The sequence below is a fragment of the Neochlamydia sp. S13 genome, from assembly GCF_000648235.2.
Taxonomy (GTDB): Bacteria; Chlamydiota; Chlamydiia; order Chlamydiales; family Parachlamydiaceae; genus Neochlamydia.
On the sequence record NZ_AP017977.1, the window covers coordinates 1,201,050 to 1,217,434 of the forward strand.

Below are 16,385 nucleotides of genomic sequence, written 5' to 3' on the forward strand. Positions count from 1 at the left end.
ATATACATGAACAATCCAAAATGTACAAAAAGATTTTAGAGACAAATTCTTAGCCTTTAAACTTAAAAATAGAGGGCTATAAAAAGCTTTTGGAAATTCTTCCTCTTCTTTAGCAGGAAGGATATAATTGCAGATATGAATATCTCTGAATGCGCCCAGAAGTTTATCTATATTCTTGAAGCCTTCTAACTAAGCGTACCAATTCGTTCCTATAACACATTAGATGATGAAGATACAAACTTTTTTAGCTACAGGCGAAAACGCTGCTTTATTTCATCTGGAATGCTTTGCAGCGGATTTTCCTTTAAATTAAGATTTAACCTTTCAGGTAGTTGCCCTATCTTTGCAGGAAGAGTGGTGAGCTGGTTGTTGTTTAAGTAAAGCTCTTGCAGCTGCGATAGCTGTCCTACCTCAACGGGAAGGGTGGTAAGCTGGTTGTTGTTTAGGCGAAGCCATATTAGCTGTGATAACTGTCCTATCTCTGCAGGAAGGCATGTGAGCTGGTTGTTGTTTAAGTCAAGCTCTTGCAGCTGCGATAATTGCCCTATCTCTGCAGGAATAGAGATAAGCTGGTTGTTGTTTAAGTCAAGCTCTTGCAGCTGCGATAATTGCCCTATCTCTGCAGGAATAGAGATAAGCTGGTTGTTGTTTAAGTCAAGCTCTTGCAGCTGCGATAATTGCCCTATCTCTGCAGGAATAGAGATAAGCTGGTTGTTTTTTAAGTTAAGGTCTTGCAGCTGAGAAAGCTGCCCTATCTCTGCAGGAAGAGTGGTAAGCTGATTGTAGTATACTTCAAGCTTTTGCAGCTGAGAAAGCTGCCCTATTTCTGCAGGAAGGGAGATAAGTTGGCTGTTATTTAAGTAAAGCATTTGCAACTGCGATAATTGCCCTATCTCTGCAGGAAGAGTGGTAAGCTGATTGTCGTCTAAGTGAAGGCATTGCAGCTGAGACAGCTGTCCTATCTCTGCAGGAAGGCATGTGAGCTGGTTGCCGTCTAGGTAAAGCTCTTGCAGCTGAAACAGTTGTCCTATCTCTATAGGAAGGGAAATAAGCTGGTTGTTGCTTAAATAAAGCGCTTTAAGCTTAGAAAACCGCCCTATCTCTGCAAGAAGAGTGGTAAGATGGTTACTATTTAAGTAAAGGTATTGCAGCTGAGATAGCTGCCCTATCTCTGCCGGTAGTGAGGTGAGCTGGTTATTTCTTAAATTAAGCGTTTTCAGCTGCAAAAGCTGTCCTATCTCTGGAGGAAGGGCGGTAAGCTGGTTGCTGCTTAAGCCAAGCCATTGCAACTGCGATAACTGTCCTAGCTCTACAGGAAGGCTTGTTAGCTGGTTGTTGTTTAAGTAAAGCCATTGCAGCTGAGATAGCTGGCCTATTTCTGCAGGAAGGGAGGCAAGCTGGTTATTGTTTAAGTCAAGGTATCCCAGCTGAGACAGCTGCCCTATCTCTGAGGGTAAAGAAGTCAAGCCAATTCCTGTTAAATCTAAGCTCGTAATATCTTTGCCATACCTTTCAATCCACTCTCTAAAAAGCTCTCCTTTTTCTTCTGAAGGCAAATACTTGATTTCTTCTTGGTCTAAGTACTCTTTTCCGCCAGGAATTTTATTCCACATCAAAAGACGATTAATATTTACAAGATAAGATGAGTAATTAGCCAAAGTAAAATATCTCTTTTCCTTAGGTTTATCTTTAAATTCTAAAGCAAAAAAAGAGCTAGCTAAAGTAAAGATTTGCTTAAAAATTGTATTTACCTCTTTTCCTTTAAATTCTATAGGAGAAAGAGAGTTAGCTAAAGTAAAGATTTGCTTAAAGATTGCATTGACCTTTGCTACTTCAGGAAGTCCACCTTCTAGCTTATAAATCCTATCTAAAATATAAGCTTGTTCGGTAATATTTCCTTGAGGAAAATGCATTTTACCTATTTGCTTATAAAGGGAGGGCATGACTTCAGTAGCTAGCAGATGACGCCATCTTGTACACACACTAGATAAGGAAGGGCTAGCGCAAGCCTTTAAAATAGGGACTAGTATCTCACTAGGTAAATGTTCAATAGTGATGGAAAAGCTAGAATTCATTGTAAAGCCTTCTTTAAATTATTCATATTTTCAGTCGTTTTTTAGGACATTCTATACATGAACAATCCAAAACGTACCAGAAAATTTTAGAGACAAATTCTTAGCCATTAAACTTAAAAATAAAGTACTATAAAAAGCTTTTGAAAATTCTTCCCCCTCTTTTATCAGGCGTTAATGTTTCTTGATGATCTAGCTTGATGATCTAGGAGGTTTATCTATATCCTTAAAACCTTTTGAACATACCCATTCGTTCCTTTAATATATTAGGTGATGAAGATACAAACTTTTTTAGCTACAGCCGAAAACGCTGCTTTATTTCATCTGGAATGCTTCGCAGCGGGTTTTCCTTTAAATTAAGATTTAACCTTTCAGGTAACTGCCCTATCTCTGCAGGAAGGAAGGCTAGCTGGTTGTTGCTTAAGTCAAGTCCTTGCAGATGAGATAGCTGCCCTATCTCTGCAGGAAGGGAGATAAGTTGGTTGTTGCTTAAGTCAAGTCCTTGCAGCTGCGATAGCTGCCTTATCCATGCGGGAAAGGAGATAAGTTGTTTGTTGCTTAACCCAAGCCTTGTAGCTGTGATAGCTGCCTTATCTCTGCAGGAAGGGAGGTAAGCTGTTTGCTGTTAAGTTAAGCTGCTTCAGCCGAGACAGCTGACTTATTTCTGCAGGAAGGGAGGTAAGTTGGTTATTGTATAAGTGAAGGTATTCCAGCTGTGATAACTGTCCTATTTCTGCAGGAAGAACGGTGAGCTGGTTGCAATTTAAGTTAAGGTATTGCAGCTGAGAAAGCTGTCCTATTTCTAGGGGAAGAGAAGTAAGTTGGTTATTTTCTAAGCTAAGCATTTGCAGCTGAGGTAGCTGCCCTATCTCTGCAGGAAGAGTGGTGAGCTGGTTATTGTTTAAAAAAAGGTCCTGCAGCTGAGACAGCTGTTCTAATCCTCTGGGAAGGGAAATAAGTTGGTTATTTTCTAAGCTAAGCATTTGCAGCTGAGGTAGCTGCCCTATCTCTGCAGGAAGAGTGGTGAGCTGGTTATTGTTTAAAAAAAGGTCCTGCAGCTGAGACAGCTGTCCTATTCCTATGGGAAGGGAAATAAGTTGGTTATTTTCTAAGTCAAGCGTTTGCAACTGGGATAACCGCCCTATCTCTGCAGGGATGAAAGTAAGCTGATTGTTCTGCAAGTAAAGCCCTTGAAGCTGAGAAAGCTGTCCTATTTCTAGAGGAAGAGAAGTAAGTTGGTTATTTTCTAAGTTAAGCGTTTGCAGCTGAGGTAACTGCCCTATCTCTGCAGGAAGAGTGGTGAGCTGGTTATTGTTTAAGTAAAGGTCCTGCAGCTGAGAAAGCTGTCCTATTTCTAGGGGAAGAGAAGTAAGTTGGTTATTGTATAAGTGAAGGTATTCCAGCTGAGAAAGCTGTCCTATTTATTGGGGAAGAGAAGTAAGTTGGTTATTTTCTAAGTTAAGCGTTTGCAGCTGAGGTAGCTGCCCTATCTCTGCAGGAAGAGTGGTGAGCTGGTTATTGTTTAAGTCAAGCCATTGCAGATGAAAAAGCTGTCCTATTTCTAGGGGAAGAGAAGTAAGTTGGTTATTTTCTAAGTTAAGCGTTTGCAGCTGAGGTAACTGCCCTATCTCTGCAGAAAGAGTGGTGAGCTGGTTATTGTTTAAGTAAAGGTATTGCAGCTGAGAAAGCTGTCCTATTTCTTGGGGAAGAGAAGTAAGTTGGTTATTTTCTAAGTTAAGCGTTTGCAGCTGAGTTAGCTGCCCTATCTCTGCAGGAAGAGTGGTGAGCTGGTTATTGTTTAAGTGAAGCCATTGCAGCTGAAAAAGTTGTCCTATCTCTGCTGGGAGGAAAGTAAGTTGGTTATTTTCTAAGTTAAGCGTTTGCAGATGAGGTAGCTGCCCTATCTCTGCTGGAAGGAAAGTAAGTTGGTTATTTTCTAAGTTAAGCGTTTGCAGATGAGGTAGCTGCCCTATCTCTGGGGATAAAGAAGTCAAGCCGATTTCCGTTAAATCTAAGCTCGTAATATCTTTGCCGTGCCTTTCAATCCAATCTCTAAAAAGCTCTCCTTTTTTTTCTAAAGGCAAATACTTGATTTCTTCTTGGTTTAAGTATTCTTCTCCCTCCGGGATTTTTTTCCAAATTAAAAGGCGGTTAATATTTACAAAATATAAGGAATAATTAGAAAAGGTAAAATATCTTTTTTCTGCGGTTTTCCATTGAAATTCTAATTCTACTGGAGAAAGAGATTTACCTAAACTAAAGATTCGCTTAAAGATTGCATTGACTTTTTCTATCTCAGGAAGCTCAGCTTCTAGCTTATAAAGCTTATCTAAAATAAGGGCTTGCTCGCTAACATCTCCTTGAGAAACATGCATCTTACCTATTTGCTTATAAAGAGAAGGCATGACTTCAGTAGCTAGCAGATGGCGCCATCTAGTACAAACTCTAAGTAAGGCAGGCGTAGGACAATACTCCAAAATCGAGGTGAGTACCTCATTAGGTAGGTTTTCAATAGTGAAAGAAGAGCTAGGATTCATGGTATGGGCCTCTTTAGATTTTATGCATATTTTTATGCGTTTTTGGAGTAATACATAAATGAATAAAACAAAATATACAAGAAAATTTTAGAGACAAATTTTTGCCTTTAAACTTAAAAATAGAGGGCTATAAAAAAGCTTTTGGAAATTCTTCCTCTCTTTTATCAGGCGTTAATGTTTCTTGATGAGCCGGGAGGTTTATCTATATCCTTAAAACCTTTTGAACATACCCATTCGTTCCTTTAACATATTAGGTGATGAAGATACAAACTTTCCAGCTACAGCCGAAAACGCTGCTTTATTTCATCGGGTATGCTTTGCAGCGGATTTCCTTTCACCTGAAAAATTTTCAGAGTAGGTAGTTGCCCTATCTCTACAGGAAGGGAGTTAAGCTGGTTCTCGCTTAAGAAAAGATCTTGCAGCTGCAATAGCTGCCCTATTTTTTCAGGAAGACGGGTAAGCTGGTTGCTGCTTAAGATAAGCGTCTGCAGCTGCGATAACTGCCCTACCTCTACAGGAAGAGCAGTAAGCTGGTTGCTGCTTAAGCCAAGCCTTTGCAGCTGTCCCAGCTGCCCTATCTCTGCAGGAAGAATGGTAAGCTGATTGTTATTTAAGTAAAGCATTTGCAACTGCGATAATTGCCCTATCTCTGCAGGAAGGGAGATAAGTTGATTGTCATCTAAGTAAAGCCATTGCAGCTGAGACAGCTGTCCTATCTCTGCGGGAAGGCATGTGAGCTGGTTACCGTCTAGGTAAAGCTCTTGCAGCTGAGACAGTTGTCCTATCTCTATAGAAAGGGAAATAAGGTGGTTGTTGTTTAAGAAAAGGTTTCGCAGCTGAGACAGCTGCCTTATCTCTGCAGGAAGGGTGACAAGCTGGTTGTTGCTTAAGTAAAGCGCTTCAAGCTTAGAAAGCCCTCCTATTTCTGCAGGAAGAGAGGTAAGTTGGTTACTATTTAAGTAAAAGTATTGCAGCTGAGAAAGTTGCCCTATCTCTGCTGGAAGGGAGGTGAGCTGGTTATTTCTTACATTAAGCGTTTTCAGCTGCAAAAGCTGTCCTATCTCTGGAAGAAGGACGGTAAACTTGTTGCTGTTTAAGCCAAGCCATTGCAACTGCGATAGCTGTCCTATCTCTGGAGGAAGGCTTGCTAGCTGGTTGTTATTTAAGTAAAGCCATAGCAGACGAGAAAGATTCCTTATTTCTGCAGGAAGGGAGGTAAGCTGGTTATTGTTTAAGTCAAGGTGCTCCAGCTGAGAAAGTTGCCCTATATCGGTAGGAAGAGAAGCAAGCTGGTTGCTATTTAATTTAAGGGTTTGCAGCTGCGATAGCTGCCCTATCTCCGCAGGAAGGGTGGTGAGCTGGTTGCCGCTTAAGTCAAGCCATTCCAGCTGAAAAAGTTGTCCTATCTCTGCAGGTAAGAAGGTCAAGCCGACTCCTGTTATCTCTAGCCTCGTAATATCTTTACCATGCCTTTCAATCCACTCTCTAAACAGCTCTCCTTTTTTTTCTAAAGGCAAATACTTGATTTCTTCTTGATCTAAGTGTTCCTTTCCACCAGGGATTTTATTCCAAATTAAGAGGCGATTAATATTTACAAAATATGAGGAATAATTGGACAGGGTAAAATATTGCTTTTCCCCAGTTATCCATTTAAAATCTAATTTTAAAGGAGAAAGAGAGCTAGCTAGAGCAAAGGTTTGCTTAAAGATTGCTTTGACTTTTTCTACCTCAGGAAGCTCAGATTCTAGCTTATAAAGCTTATCTAAAATAATGGCTTGCTCGCTAACATCTCTTTGAGGAACATGCGTTTTACCTATTTGCTTATAAAGAGAAGGCATGACTTCAGTAGCTAGCAGATGGCGCCATCTAGTACAAACTCTAAGTAAGGCAGGCGTAGGACAATACTCCAAAATCGAGGTGAGTACCTCATTAGGTAAATGCTCAATGCTGATAGAAGAGCTAGGATTCATTATATGTCCTTCTTTAAATTATTCATATTTTCAGCCGTTTTTTAGGACATTATATACATGAACAATCTAATATGTACAAAAAAAATTTAGAGACAAATTCTTAGCCTTTAAATTTAAAAATAGAGGGCTATAAAAAGCTTTTGGAAATTCTTCCTCTTTTTTAGCAGGAAAGATACGATTTCAGATATGGATGTCTCTGAATGCCCCCAGAATTTTATCTATATTCTTAAAACCTTCTAAGGATATCCATTAGTTTCTTTAACCTATTGGATGATGAAGGAACAAACTTTTTCAGCTAAAAGCGCAGACGCTGCTTTAGCTCATCTGGATGCTTTACAACGGATTCTCATTCAGTAAAGTCTACTTAGAGCAAGTAGATTTTCTATCTCTGCAGGAAGGGTGGTTAATTGATTATTTTCTAAGTTAAGCCGTTGAAGCGCATTCAGCTGCCCTAGCTCTGCAGGAAGGCAAGTAAGCTGGTTGTTATTTAAGTCAAGGTCTTGCAGCTGAGATAGCTGCCCTATTTCTGCAGGAAGGGAGTTAAGCTGGTTGCTGCTTAAGATAAGAGCTTCTAGCTGAGATAGCTGCCCTATCTCTGCAGGAAGAGCGGCAAGCTGGTTGCTGCTTAAGCCAAGCCTTCGCAGCTGAGAGAGCTGCCCTATTTCTGCAGGAAGGGAGTTAAGCTGGTTGCTGCTTAAGATAAGAGCTTCTAGCTGAGATAGCTGCCCTATCTCTGCAGGAAGGGAAGTAAGCTGGTTATTTTCTAAGCTAAGCGTTTGCAGGTGAGATAGCTGACCTATCTCTGCAGGAAGGGAAGTAAGCGGGTTATTGTTTAAGTAAAGGTATTGCAGCTGAGATAACTGCCCTATCTCTGCAGGGATGAAAGTAAGCTGATTATTCTGCAAGTAAAGCCCTTGAAGCTGAGAAAGCTGTCCTATCTCTGCCGGAAGGGAAGTAAGTTGGTTATTTTCTAAGTTAAGCGTTTGTAGCTGAGACAGCTGTCCTATCTGTGTCGGAAGGGAGGTAAGCGGGTTATTGTTTAAGTAAAGGTATTGCAGCTGAGAAAGCTGCCCTATTTCTAGAGGAAGGGAAGTAAGCTGGTTATTGTCTAAGCCAAGCGTTTGCAGCTGAGGTAACTGCCCTATCTCTGCGGGAATAGAGATAAGCTGGTTTCTGCTTAAACCAAGATTTCTCAGCCGAGACAGCTGCCCTATCTCTGCGGGAAGGCAAGTAAGCTGGTTGTCGCTTAAGAAAAGCGTTCGCAGCTGCGATAGCTGCCCTATCTCTGCAGGAAGGGAGGTTAGCGGGTTATTGTTTAAGTAAAGGTATTGCAGCTGAGACAGCTGCCCTATCTCCACGGGAAGGGAAGTAAGCTGGTTATCATTTAAGTAAAGCACTTCCAGCTGCGATAGCTGCCCTATCTCTGCAGGTAAAAAGGTCAAACCAATTTCTGTTAAATCTAAGCTCGTAATAACTTTGCCATGCCTTTCAATCCAATCTCTAAAAAGCTCTCCTTTTTTTGCTAAAGGCAAATACTTGATTTCTTCTTGGTTTAAGTATTCCTTTCCACCTGGAATTTCTTTCCAAATTAAGAGGCGATTAATATTTACAAGATAAGAGGAGTAGTTAGCCAGGGTAAGATATCTCTTTTCCTCGGTTTTCCATTTAAATTCTAATTCTAACGGAGAGAGAGAGAACTAGCTAAAGTAAAGATTTGCTTAAAGATTGCATTGACTTTTGCTATTTCAGGAAGTCCACTTTCTAGCTTATAAATCCTATCTAAAATAAAAGCCTGCTCGCTATCATTCCCTTGAGGAACATGTACTTTACCTATTTGCTTATAAAGAGAAGGCATGACTTCAGTAGCTAGCAGATGGCGCCATCTAGTAGAAACCCTAAGTAGGGCAGGCCTAGGGCAATACTCCAAAATAGAGGTGAGCACTTCATTAGGTAAATGCTCAATACTGATAGAAGAGCTAGGATTCATTATATGTCCTTCTTTTAATTATTCATATTTTCAGCCGTTTTTTAGGACATTATATACATGAACAATCCAAAATGTACAAAAAGATTTTAGAGACAAATTCTTAGCCTTTAAACTTAAAAATAGAGGGCTATAAAAAGCTTTTGGAAATTCTTCGTCTTCTTTTATTAGACGTTAATGTTTTATGATGATCTAAGAAGTTTATCATATCCTTAAAGTCTTCTAAACATGCCGCTTCTTTTCTTTAGCCTATTAGATGAAGTAGAAGCAAACTTTTTAACGAGAGGTGAAAACTTTGCTTTATTTTACTTGGAATGCTTAGCAGCGGATTTCCGTCCAAATTAAGAGGCAGATAATCATGCAACTGACTTATATCCTTAGAAAGATTAGTAAGCTGGTTATCGTTTGAGCCAAGCGTTTGCAGCTGCTATACTTCTGAAAGAAAAATTAAGCTATAATTATTTAAATTCTATTTTTCTGTGAATATATGTATAATCAATTGGCATGGTATATTCACACAATTTAAGAAAAAAAGCTTTGAAGTATATAGAGAATGGCGGCTCAATCGCCACAGCTAGTGTGGTGTTTGGCGTAGCAGCTCGTACGTTAACAAACTGGATTAAGCGGAAAAAACAAGGTAATCTAGCTCCTAAAAAAAGACGGCAGAGCCCCACTAAAATAGATAGTGAAAAGCTGAAACTATATATAAAACAAACTCCCGATGCATACCTTAGGGAAATAGCTGAGGAATTCGGAGTGACAACAGCTGCAGTTTTTTATGCCTGTAAAAGACTGAAAATCACTTTGAAAAAAATACACCCTTCTATAAGGAAAGAGATGAGGATAAGCGAGAGGAATGTAGACAAAAGCTAGAAAATATTTCGGAAGAAAATAGAATTTACATAGATGAAAGCGGGATGAATGCCTACTCACAGCGCCAGCATGCAAGATCACCTCTAGGAGAAAAGATTTATGGTGCTCTAGCAGGTCGTTCATTTGCTACAGAAAGCTTTATAGCAGCTAAATGGAAGTCCTAGATGGTAGCTCCTTTTTGTTATACAAGTACCTGTAATTGTCTTTTATTTAACTTCTGGCTAGAAAAAACATTGATACCCAAACTTAAAGCGGAGCAAGTTCTAATTAGGGGTAATGCTACCTTCCATAAATTGCAAACCACTCATGAGCCTATCAAAAAGGCAGGGTGTGAGATTTTATTTTTGTCGCCTTATTCTCCAGATTCAAACCCTATTGAAACCTTTTGGGCTAATTTTAAGAAGATCGTAGCAGCAAGCTTAAGTAAGTTTTCTACTCTTGCTCAAACCATTGATTACTCTTTCTCAAGTATATGTCAATGATAAAAAATATAAAATTTAAATCAATATAGGTGCCTTACTAAGTAAAGCCCTTGCAGCTGCGATAGTTGCCTTATCTCATGGGGATAAAGAAATTAACCTAACTTCTCTTAAATCTTACCTCATCATATTTTTGCCATGCCTTTCACTCCATTCGCTGAAAGGCTTTCTTCTTATTTTAAAGGTAGATACTTGATTTCTTTTTGCGACTAAATATTTCTTTCCACCAAATTTTTTTTTAGGTCAAAAGATGACTAATCTTTACAAGATATAAGGAGTAATTAGCCAATCTGAAATATCTATTTTCCTTTGCTTCAACATGTTGCCAATTAGGTGCTGAACCAGGCCATTTTTTCTTGCTTAAGTAGTCGACAGTTTTACATTTAGCTAGCCCGGATTGTTAGAGCAAATTTTCATGAAGTGATATATTGAATGTCTTTAGGTATAAATTATTGCAGCCGCAAACTCTGCTTTGCTTCGTTCGTAGCTTGGTTTAGTTTTAAAAATAAGCTATAAGCTTAATTTTCTTATTATTTAGATAGACTTTTTGCCCGTCCTGAGAGGCTTCATGAAAACTTTGCCTTACCCACATAATTCTCCACAGCCATTCGAAAAGTTTTCTCACCAGCTAAAGATCCATTCATATTTTACTCTTCTGCGAAAAGACAAGACAAGTTTGTCAAAAAATATAATTATTATTCACATAAAAAGCCCATTTAAAAAAAACCTAAGGTACTCTTTAGGGCTAACCGATAGTTATAATCGCATTGATTTATCCCTATATTTTTTAAAATAAATCACGCACTCCCCTATGATTCCCTTAATCTAAGGTGATTATCTTGTTCATTCCTTCTTTGTCTCTAAATATTTATCCCTCTTAACAAAATGTGCCCACCCGCCCCCATTATTACAATGTATGTGTGCTAAGAGAGCATGTTTATCATGTTAAGGTCAAATTTTTTAATAAAATAAGCTAGGGATATGCATAGATTATAAAAAATTACTTCACGCTTGGTAGCTCTTTTGGTATATTTACAACCTTAATATTTTTAGGACATTATATGCATAACAATAAAACATTAGCCCCTGTAGAGACCTTTTGTCATAATAAACGCAAATTTGCTCCTTCTCAGTCATTTGTGAACCAGGCGCATATGAAGGATCTGTCTCAATATACAGAAATGTATCAAAAGTCTATTCATCATCCCAATGAATTTTGGCTTGAACAGGCAAATACATTGGATTGGTTTAAAAAGCCTACCCTTGCAGCCCGTTATAGTTGGGAATCCAACAGTAACCTTATCCATCATACCTGGTTTGAAGATGGTATCCTCAATCTTTGCTATAATTGCTTAGATAGGCATCTAGAAGGGCATCGAAAGTTAAAGCCTGCGATCATCTGGCAAGGAGACAATGAAGAGGAAACGAAAATTTGGGATTATCAGACGCTGCATATCCAAGTCTGCCGTTTTGCTAATGTGCTTAAGAAATGGGGCGTTAATAAAGGTGACCGAGTATGCATTTACCTACCCATGATTCCAGAAATCGCGGTCGCCGTGCTAGCTTGTGCTCGTATAGGTGCTATTCACTCGGTAGTTTTTGGAGGCTTTAGTGCTGAAGCCCTAAGTCATCGCATGAATGACTGTTCTTGTAAATTGCTAGTAACTGCAAATACTAGCCTGCGTGGAGGTAAGCCAATCTACTTAAAATCTATTGCCGATGAAGCGCTAGCCTCCATTCCATCTATTGAAACGGTAATTGTAGTTCAAAGAACGCATGAGCTTTGCTCAATGCAACCAGGACGCGACATTTGGTATGAAGAGGAAATGGAAAATGCCTCTCAATTTTGCCCTGCAGAACCGATGAATGCTGAAGATCCTTTGTTTATTCTATACACCTCCGGTTCTACTGGTAAACCCAAAGGGGTGGTTCATACTCAAGCTGGCTATTTACTGTATGCCTCTTTAACCCATAAATATATTTTTGATATTAAAGATTCGGATGTTTATTGGTGTTCTGCAGATTTGGGGTGGATTACTGGTCATAGTTATGTGCTGTATGGTCCTTTGGCAAATGGTGCTACCACGCTTATGTTTGAAGGCACCCCTTATTACCCTGATGCGGGAAGATTTTGGAAAATCATTGAAAAATTTCAAGTAAATATTTTTTATACCGCTCCGACAGTCATTAGAGCCTTAATTCGTTATGGGAAATCTTATCTAAAAGGCTATGATCTTAGTTGCTTAAGGCTTTTAGGTACTGTAGGAGAGCCCATTAATCCAGAAGCATGGATGTGGTATTATGAAAATATTGGACAAGAAAAGTGTCCCGTAGTAGATACTTGGTGGCAAACAGAAACGGGTGGCATCATGATCTCTCCTCTACCGGGTTGTCATGAAGCCAAGCCTGGAAGCGCTTCCAAACCTTTCTTCGGTATCAATCCTATTATTTTACGTGATGATGGAACTCCTTGCGATGTCGATGAAGGAGGATGCTTATGTATTCAGCAACCATGGCCAGGAATGATGCGCACTACTTGGGGAGATCATCAACAATTTATTAATACTTACTTTAAAACTTTCCAAAATGTCTATTTTAGTGGAGATGGATGTTCGATAGACGAGGAGGGCGATTATTGGCTCTTAGGAAGAATTGATGATGTGGTCAATGTTTCTGGGCATCGTATGGGTACAGCAGAAGTCGAAAGTTCTTTAGTGAGCCATCCAGCTGTAGCGGAAGCTGCTGTAGTCCCTAAACCTGATGAGGTCAAAGGACAGTGCTTATATGCCTTTGTCATCCTTAAAGACAATGTAGAGAGCCATCCTGACTTACAGAAAGAATTGGCCCAGCATGTACGCCAAGAGATTGGCCCTATTGCTGTTCCTGACTACATTCGATTTATTGATGCTTTACCTAAAACTCGCTCCGGCAAGATTATGCGTCGGATCTTAAGAAAAGTGGTAGAAGGTAATGTAGATGAACTGGGAGATATAAGCACTTTAGCTGATCCTTCAGTGCTTGAATTTTTATTGAAAAGCGACTAGAAATGAGTAAAGCATAAAGTTAAAGAGCGTTTAACTTTATGCTTTACTTTTTACTTATTCATTTAGGCGGAGAACGCTTTTTCTTTTTATTCTCAACAACTTGATTCACTCTTTTAGTCCGCTTTGGAGGCGCTGGAGTGAGGTCAGAAGAAGGAATAAAATCAGGCTTTTTAGTTAGCATACGCTGATATTTATTCCTTAGTTCTTTACGTAGTTGCCGGCCACTTTGGGGCGTTAACAGCACAGCACAGCTAATGCCTAGCACTAGGCCTATAACCGTTCCTTCCGCAAAGGCCTTAACAGTGGAGGGGATAGCTACCGCTGTAAAAGGAGAAACTTTATTTAAAAAAGTTTCTTTAGCATAGGGCTTTCCTTTTATGTTCCCCTCTTTTTTTTGATGATTAAAATTTTTCTTTCCTTGCTGTCGAAAAGGGAGAAGAGCACATGCACTAGCAAGCCCTGCGCCCACCAAAGCACCTAAAACTATGCCGGGGGTGTTACGCACAAGCTACCTCCTTTTTTTCATCTCCTGCCAGATATTAAGACCGGTCATTGCCCAATCCATCATCCGGTGAACAGGGTGATAGTGCTCTTCATTGTCTTCGGAGTCATCCTCCTCCTGGCTTTTACCAGAAAATTTGTCGGCAACAAATTTGGCTACATCTAACCAATTGCACGCTTTTATTTTATCTACCAGCCCTTCTTCCTCTTCTGAAGACTGTTGGGATAAAGCATATACAGCTGAGGCTCCGATCAATCCTGCTCCAATAATGCCAAGTACAATATTTCTATTAGTACTATAGCTTGAAAAAGCATCGGAAGCAGCATGGCAAATATGATCGATGGAATCTTTAGCATTATCATAAATTTTATGCCCTTTTTCCATAGCTTCATGAGCATACTCTTGAGCTGTATCACTGACTTGATCATACATAGAATCAAGCGCTCTTGTAAACTTATGACCTTTAGGCTTTGGAGCAAAAAATAAAGCAGCAGCTGCACCAATGAGGCATCCTGCGGCAGCTCCTAAAGCAATGTTAGAGACTTGATCATTTGTAGAAGGTTCTGGAGGGGTTAAGGGCTTTTTATTGCGGGGTTTAACTTTAACCATAATTATCTCCCTTTTTTTATTTTTTGCCAGGTTTTGACTCCTATTGTAGACAATTTTATCAAATCACCTACAATTTCATTCCAATCATTTTTTTTCTCAACGTGATAAAAATTACATGGGTTTTCATCTTCATTTTCATTAAATGATTGAGTGACTTTATTGACTGCTGCGCTCACATGGTTGATAGAATCTAAAATGGGATTTAAATTAGAGAGCTTATCTTGAGTTGCTATTGCAATCTTATTAGAGTTCTCTAAAAGTCGCAAAGTTTCTTGAACAAGAGGCTCGATTTTATTTTCCATTCGAAATAGGCTGGAATTAACATGTTGAACGGATTCGAGCACGGCTTTAAGAGCTTTAACTAAGAAAAAAGCTATAATACTAAATATTAACGTAGCTGACACGGCACAAACTGCATAAATCACATGACTATCCATTTTTTATTCCTTGATTTCTTTGGAAAAAATGCTGCTAGTTCAAGCCTAACTTTCCCTAGCAGCATACACTCATTATTTGCTGTTTGCAATTACAAGGTTATTTGACACACTTTTCACGCCAGGAACCTGACGAGCTATTGAAGCGATATGATTTTTCTCATCTTCGTTATTTACAGAGCCTGCTATAATCACATTCCCATTGTTTACACTAACTTCTGCAGTTTTAGCATAGGAGGAAAGTTTTTTATCATCTTTAATCGCCCAACGAATTTTTTGGGAAATATCTCCATCTGTCCAAGCAGCAGTTTTTTTTGTTTCACTGTAACTAATCTTAGCGTCCGAGTGTCTTGGAAGATTAGATGGTTGTGTATAAGTTTGGCCAGCAGAATGTCCTGGAGTTTGAACACCGCTTGTATTCACAGAAGAATTTTTTATTTCTGTCTGGGAAGGAGCAGAGTTAAGATAAGAGGATTTTTCTAGGTTAGAAAGCCCCTCCTGTGAAGTTACAGCTTGCGCATGCAGCATAGAAGCGCCAGCTAGAACAGTCATAGTAGCTAAAGACAGTTTGAAAAGATTTTTCATCGAGGTTCTCCTTGATTTATTTAGATTGACATTCATGTTTAATTTGATCTGTATATTAAATGTTAAAAAATATACAGCTCTTTTGCAAATATTATTTAAAAGCACACCTAAATGGATAATATCCATTCGTTTAAGCTAAACAGCCATTTTTTCGGCTATATTTCTTTCCCAAAGGTCTATACTCAGCGTTTTGAGGATAGCATAGAAAGGCACAATAAAAAAAAGGCTCCAAAAGCCAAACAATGAAGCACTTGTAGCTAAAAGGATAATAATTGTAATAGGATGGATATTCAAACGCTTTCCTACAATCCGTGGCGAGATAAAGTTTAAATCTATTAAATGGACAATCAAAACGATTGCTAGCACTTTTAAGCCCATAAAAGGAGTGGAGGTTAATCCTACAAGTAAAGCGGGTAATGTCGAAATAAGAGTTCCAAAAAAAGGAATTAAATTAAAAAGGCCTGCGATTAGGGCAAGTAAAAATGCATACTCTAACCCAATTCCCCAATAGCCGATAAAAACTAAAACACCTACTATAAAAGCAATGATTATCTGCCCGCTGATATAGCTAGATAATATTTCATCTATATCATTTAACGCCTTTGTGACACTTTCTCTGTAGATAAAAGGCACATGGTTTATAAATTTCTCAAAAGCATGCTGATCATCTTTTAAAAAATAATACAAAATAAAAGGAGTGATAATAAAATAAGAGGCGACCGTGGTTAAAGAGCTTATACTGCTCACAATTCCTCCGCTAGCCCATTGCGTTATTTCTTGAAGGTAATGATAAAATAAATTTCTTAGCTGCTCAGGAGAGAGAGAATAAAAGTTAAATACATTCATCAAATCTACAGTTTTATTTTCTACTTCCTTAAGCTTTTGTTGAGGAAAAGATCTAAAAGCTGTGATTTGTCTCTCAATGTAAGGCCAAACAAGACTAATCAACAGGCTACCGGCTACCATCACGAACAAGTAAATAAAAATGATAACCAAATAACGAGGGATCTTAGTTTGGTCAAGATATCTGACAATAGGGCGGAAGATATAATAAAATAAGCCGGCAATAATTACAGGCAGCAAAAGGGTGGTAACAAACTGAAAAACTAATTTAAAGAAAGGGAAAAGCTGAAAGCCTATAAATAATGTTAGCAGGATCACTAAACTTAATAGAGCATTACTGAAAAATTTTTGATTATACCACATAGTCAACTGTTCTGTCCTGTCTGATGCAGTGCGGATTAATAGAAGTAATTTTTCTTATGGTCTCATTATCTACATTGATGGATATCCCAG

The 16,385-nt window shown here is 38.8% G+C and carries 15 protein-coding genes; 3 read left to right on the forward strand and 12 right to left on the reverse strand.

Annotated features, from left to right (window positions below):
• Positions 1-248: 248 nt before the first annotated feature.
• The 7 genes from TY21_RS04580 to TY21_RS04615 all read right to left on the reverse strand — a co-directional run bounded on the left by TY21_RS04580 (position 249) and on the right by TY21_RS04615 (position 8,566).
• A complete protein-coding gene (locus TY21_RS04580) occupies positions 249-2,075 on the reverse strand; it encodes a leucine-rich repeat domain-containing protein (protein ID WP_052354521.1) in 1,827 nt (608 codons plus the stop codon).
• 292 nt (positions 2,076-2,367) lie between these two features.
• Positions 2,368-2,655: a leucine-rich repeat domain-containing protein gene (locus tag TY21_RS11835; RefSeq protein WP_079979912.1), complete on the reverse strand. Its 288-nt coding sequence runs from the start codon at positions 2,653-2,655 to the stop codon at positions 2,368-2,370.
• A gap of 7 nt (positions 2,656-2,662) precedes the next feature.
• Positions 2,663-3,493: a leucine-rich repeat domain-containing protein gene (locus tag TY21_RS11280; RefSeq protein WP_368668647.1), complete on the reverse strand. Its 831-nt coding sequence runs from the start codon at positions 3,491-3,493 to the stop codon at positions 2,663-2,665.
• Entirely contained in the window at positions 3,494-4,609 is a 1,116-nt protein-coding gene (locus tag TY21_RS11285; RefSeq protein WP_052354658.1) for an F-box protein, read from the reverse strand. It abuts the gene before it with no gap.
• 278 nt (positions 4,610-4,887) lie between these two features.
• Positions 4,888-6,579 carry a leucine-rich repeat domain-containing protein gene (locus TY21_RS10985; protein ID WP_052354659.1) on the reverse strand — a complete coding sequence of 564 codons (1,692 nt, stop codon included), beginning with the start codon at positions 6,577-6,579 and terminating at the stop codon, positions 4,888-4,890.
• A gap of 350 nt (positions 6,580-6,929) precedes the next feature.
• Positions 6,930-8,111 (reverse strand): leucine-rich repeat domain-containing protein, encoded by a 1,182-nt coding sequence (locus TY21_RS04610; protein WP_197725088.1) that lies wholly within the window; start codon positions 8,109-8,111, stop codon positions 6,930-6,932.
• 146 nt (positions 8,112-8,257) lie between these two features.
• Complete coding sequence (locus TY21_RS04615; RefSeq protein ID WP_130589538.1) at positions 8,258-8,566, reverse strand: F-box protein; 309 nt, start codon at positions 8,564-8,566, stop codon at positions 8,258-8,260.
• 501 nt (positions 8,567-9,067) lie between these two features.
• On the opposite strand from TY21_RS04615, the gene TY21_RS04620 reads away from it, so the two are divergent.
• The 3 genes from TY21_RS04620 (at position 9,068) to acs (ending at position 12,959) form a co-directional block, all read left to right on the forward strand.
• A complete protein-coding gene (locus TY21_RS04620) occupies positions 9,068-9,436 on the forward strand; it encodes an IS630 transposase-related protein (RefSeq protein WP_042239363.1) in 369 nt (122 codons plus the stop codon).
• 164 nt (positions 9,437-9,600) lie between these two features.
• Positions 9,601-9,918, forward strand: coding sequence for a transposase (locus TY21_RS04625; protein WP_052354362.1), 318 nt, complete (start codon positions 9,601-9,603; stop codon positions 9,916-9,918).
• A gap of 1,058 nt (positions 9,919-10,976) precedes the next feature.
• Positions 10,977-12,959 (forward strand): acetate--CoA ligase, encoded by a 1,983-nt coding sequence (acs, locus tag TY21_RS04630; protein ID WP_042239364.1) that lies wholly within the window; start codon positions 10,977-10,979, stop codon positions 12,957-12,959.
• Between the two features lie 58 nt (positions 12,960-13,017).
• On the opposite strand, the gene TY21_RS04635 is transcribed toward acs, so the two are convergent.
• The 5 genes from TY21_RS04635 to TY21_RS04655 form a co-directional block, all read right to left on the reverse strand.
• Positions 13,018-13,464 carry a YtxH domain-containing protein gene (locus tag TY21_RS04635; protein WP_042239367.1) on the reverse strand — a complete coding sequence of 149 codons (447 nt, stop codon included), beginning with the start codon at positions 13,462-13,464 and terminating at the stop codon, positions 13,018-13,020.
• A gap of 3 nt (positions 13,465-13,467) precedes the next feature.
• Positions 13,468-14,070 (reverse strand): YtxH domain-containing protein, encoded by a 603-nt coding sequence (locus tag TY21_RS04640; protein ID WP_042239370.1) that lies wholly within the window; start codon positions 14,068-14,070, stop codon positions 13,468-13,470.
• A 2-nt stretch (positions 14,071-14,072) separates the two neighbouring features.
• Positions 14,073-14,507 carry a DUF948 domain-containing protein gene (locus TY21_RS04645; RefSeq protein ID WP_042239372.1) on the reverse strand — a complete coding sequence of 145 codons (435 nt, stop codon included), beginning with the start codon at positions 14,505-14,507 and terminating at the stop codon, positions 14,073-14,075.
• A gap of 72 nt (positions 14,508-14,579) precedes the next feature.
• Positions 14,580-15,089, reverse strand: coding sequence for a BON domain-containing protein (locus TY21_RS04650; RefSeq protein ID WP_052354364.1), 510 nt, complete (start codon positions 15,087-15,089; stop codon positions 14,580-14,582).
• Between the two features lie 135 nt (positions 15,090-15,224).
• Positions 15,225-16,295, reverse strand: a complete 1,071-nt coding sequence (locus TY21_RS04655; protein ID WP_042239375.1) for an AI-2E family transporter — start codon at positions 16,293-16,295, stop codon at positions 15,225-15,227.
• Positions 16,296-16,385: the final 90 nt, after the last annotated feature.

What these genes read in the sequence shown, in the direction of transcription:
- TY21_RS04580 (WP_052354521.1), bottom strand. Translation starts at nt 2,075, where the DNA reads ATGAATTCTAGCTTTTCCATCACTATTGAACATTTACCTAGTGAGATA.
- TY21_RS04620 (WP_042239363.1), top strand. Translation starts at nt 9,068, where the DNA reads ATGGTATATTCACACAATTTAAGAAAAAAAGCTTTGAAGTATATAGAG.
- TY21_RS04655 (WP_042239375.1), bottom strand. Translation starts at nt 16,295, where the DNA reads ATGTGGTATAATCAAAAATTTTTCAGTAATGCTCTATTAAGTTTAGTG.
- TY21_RS04615 (WP_130589538.1), bottom strand. Translation starts at nt 8,566, where the DNA reads ATGAATCCTAGCTCTTCTATCAGTATTGAGCATTTACCTAATGAAGTG.
- TY21_RS10985 (WP_052354659.1), bottom strand. Translation starts at nt 6,579, where the DNA reads ATGAATCCTAGCTCTTCTATCAGCATTGAGCATTTACCTAATGAGGTA.
- TY21_RS04650 (WP_052354364.1), bottom strand. Translation starts at nt 15,089, where the DNA reads ATGAAAAATCTTTTCAAACTGTCTTTAGCTACTATGACTGTTCTAGCT.
- acs (WP_042239364.1), top strand. Translation starts at nt 10,977, where the DNA reads ATGCATAACAATAAAACATTAGCCCCTGTAGAGACCTTTTGTCATAAT.
- TY21_RS04625 (WP_052354362.1), top strand. Translation starts at nt 9,601, where the DNA reads ATGGTAGCTCCTTTTTGTTATACAAGTACCTGTAATTGTCTTTTATTT.
- TY21_RS04645 (WP_042239372.1), bottom strand. Translation starts at nt 14,507, where the DNA reads ATGGATAGTCATGTGATTTATGCAGTTTGTGCCGTGTCAGCTACGTTA.
- TY21_RS04640 (WP_042239370.1), bottom strand. Translation starts at nt 14,070, where the DNA reads ATGGTTAAAGTTAAACCCCGCAATAAAAAGCCCTTAACCCCTCCAGAA.
- TY21_RS11285 (WP_052354658.1), bottom strand. Translation starts at nt 4,609, where the DNA reads ATGAATCCTAGCTCTTCTTTCACTATTGAAAACCTACCTAATGAGGTA.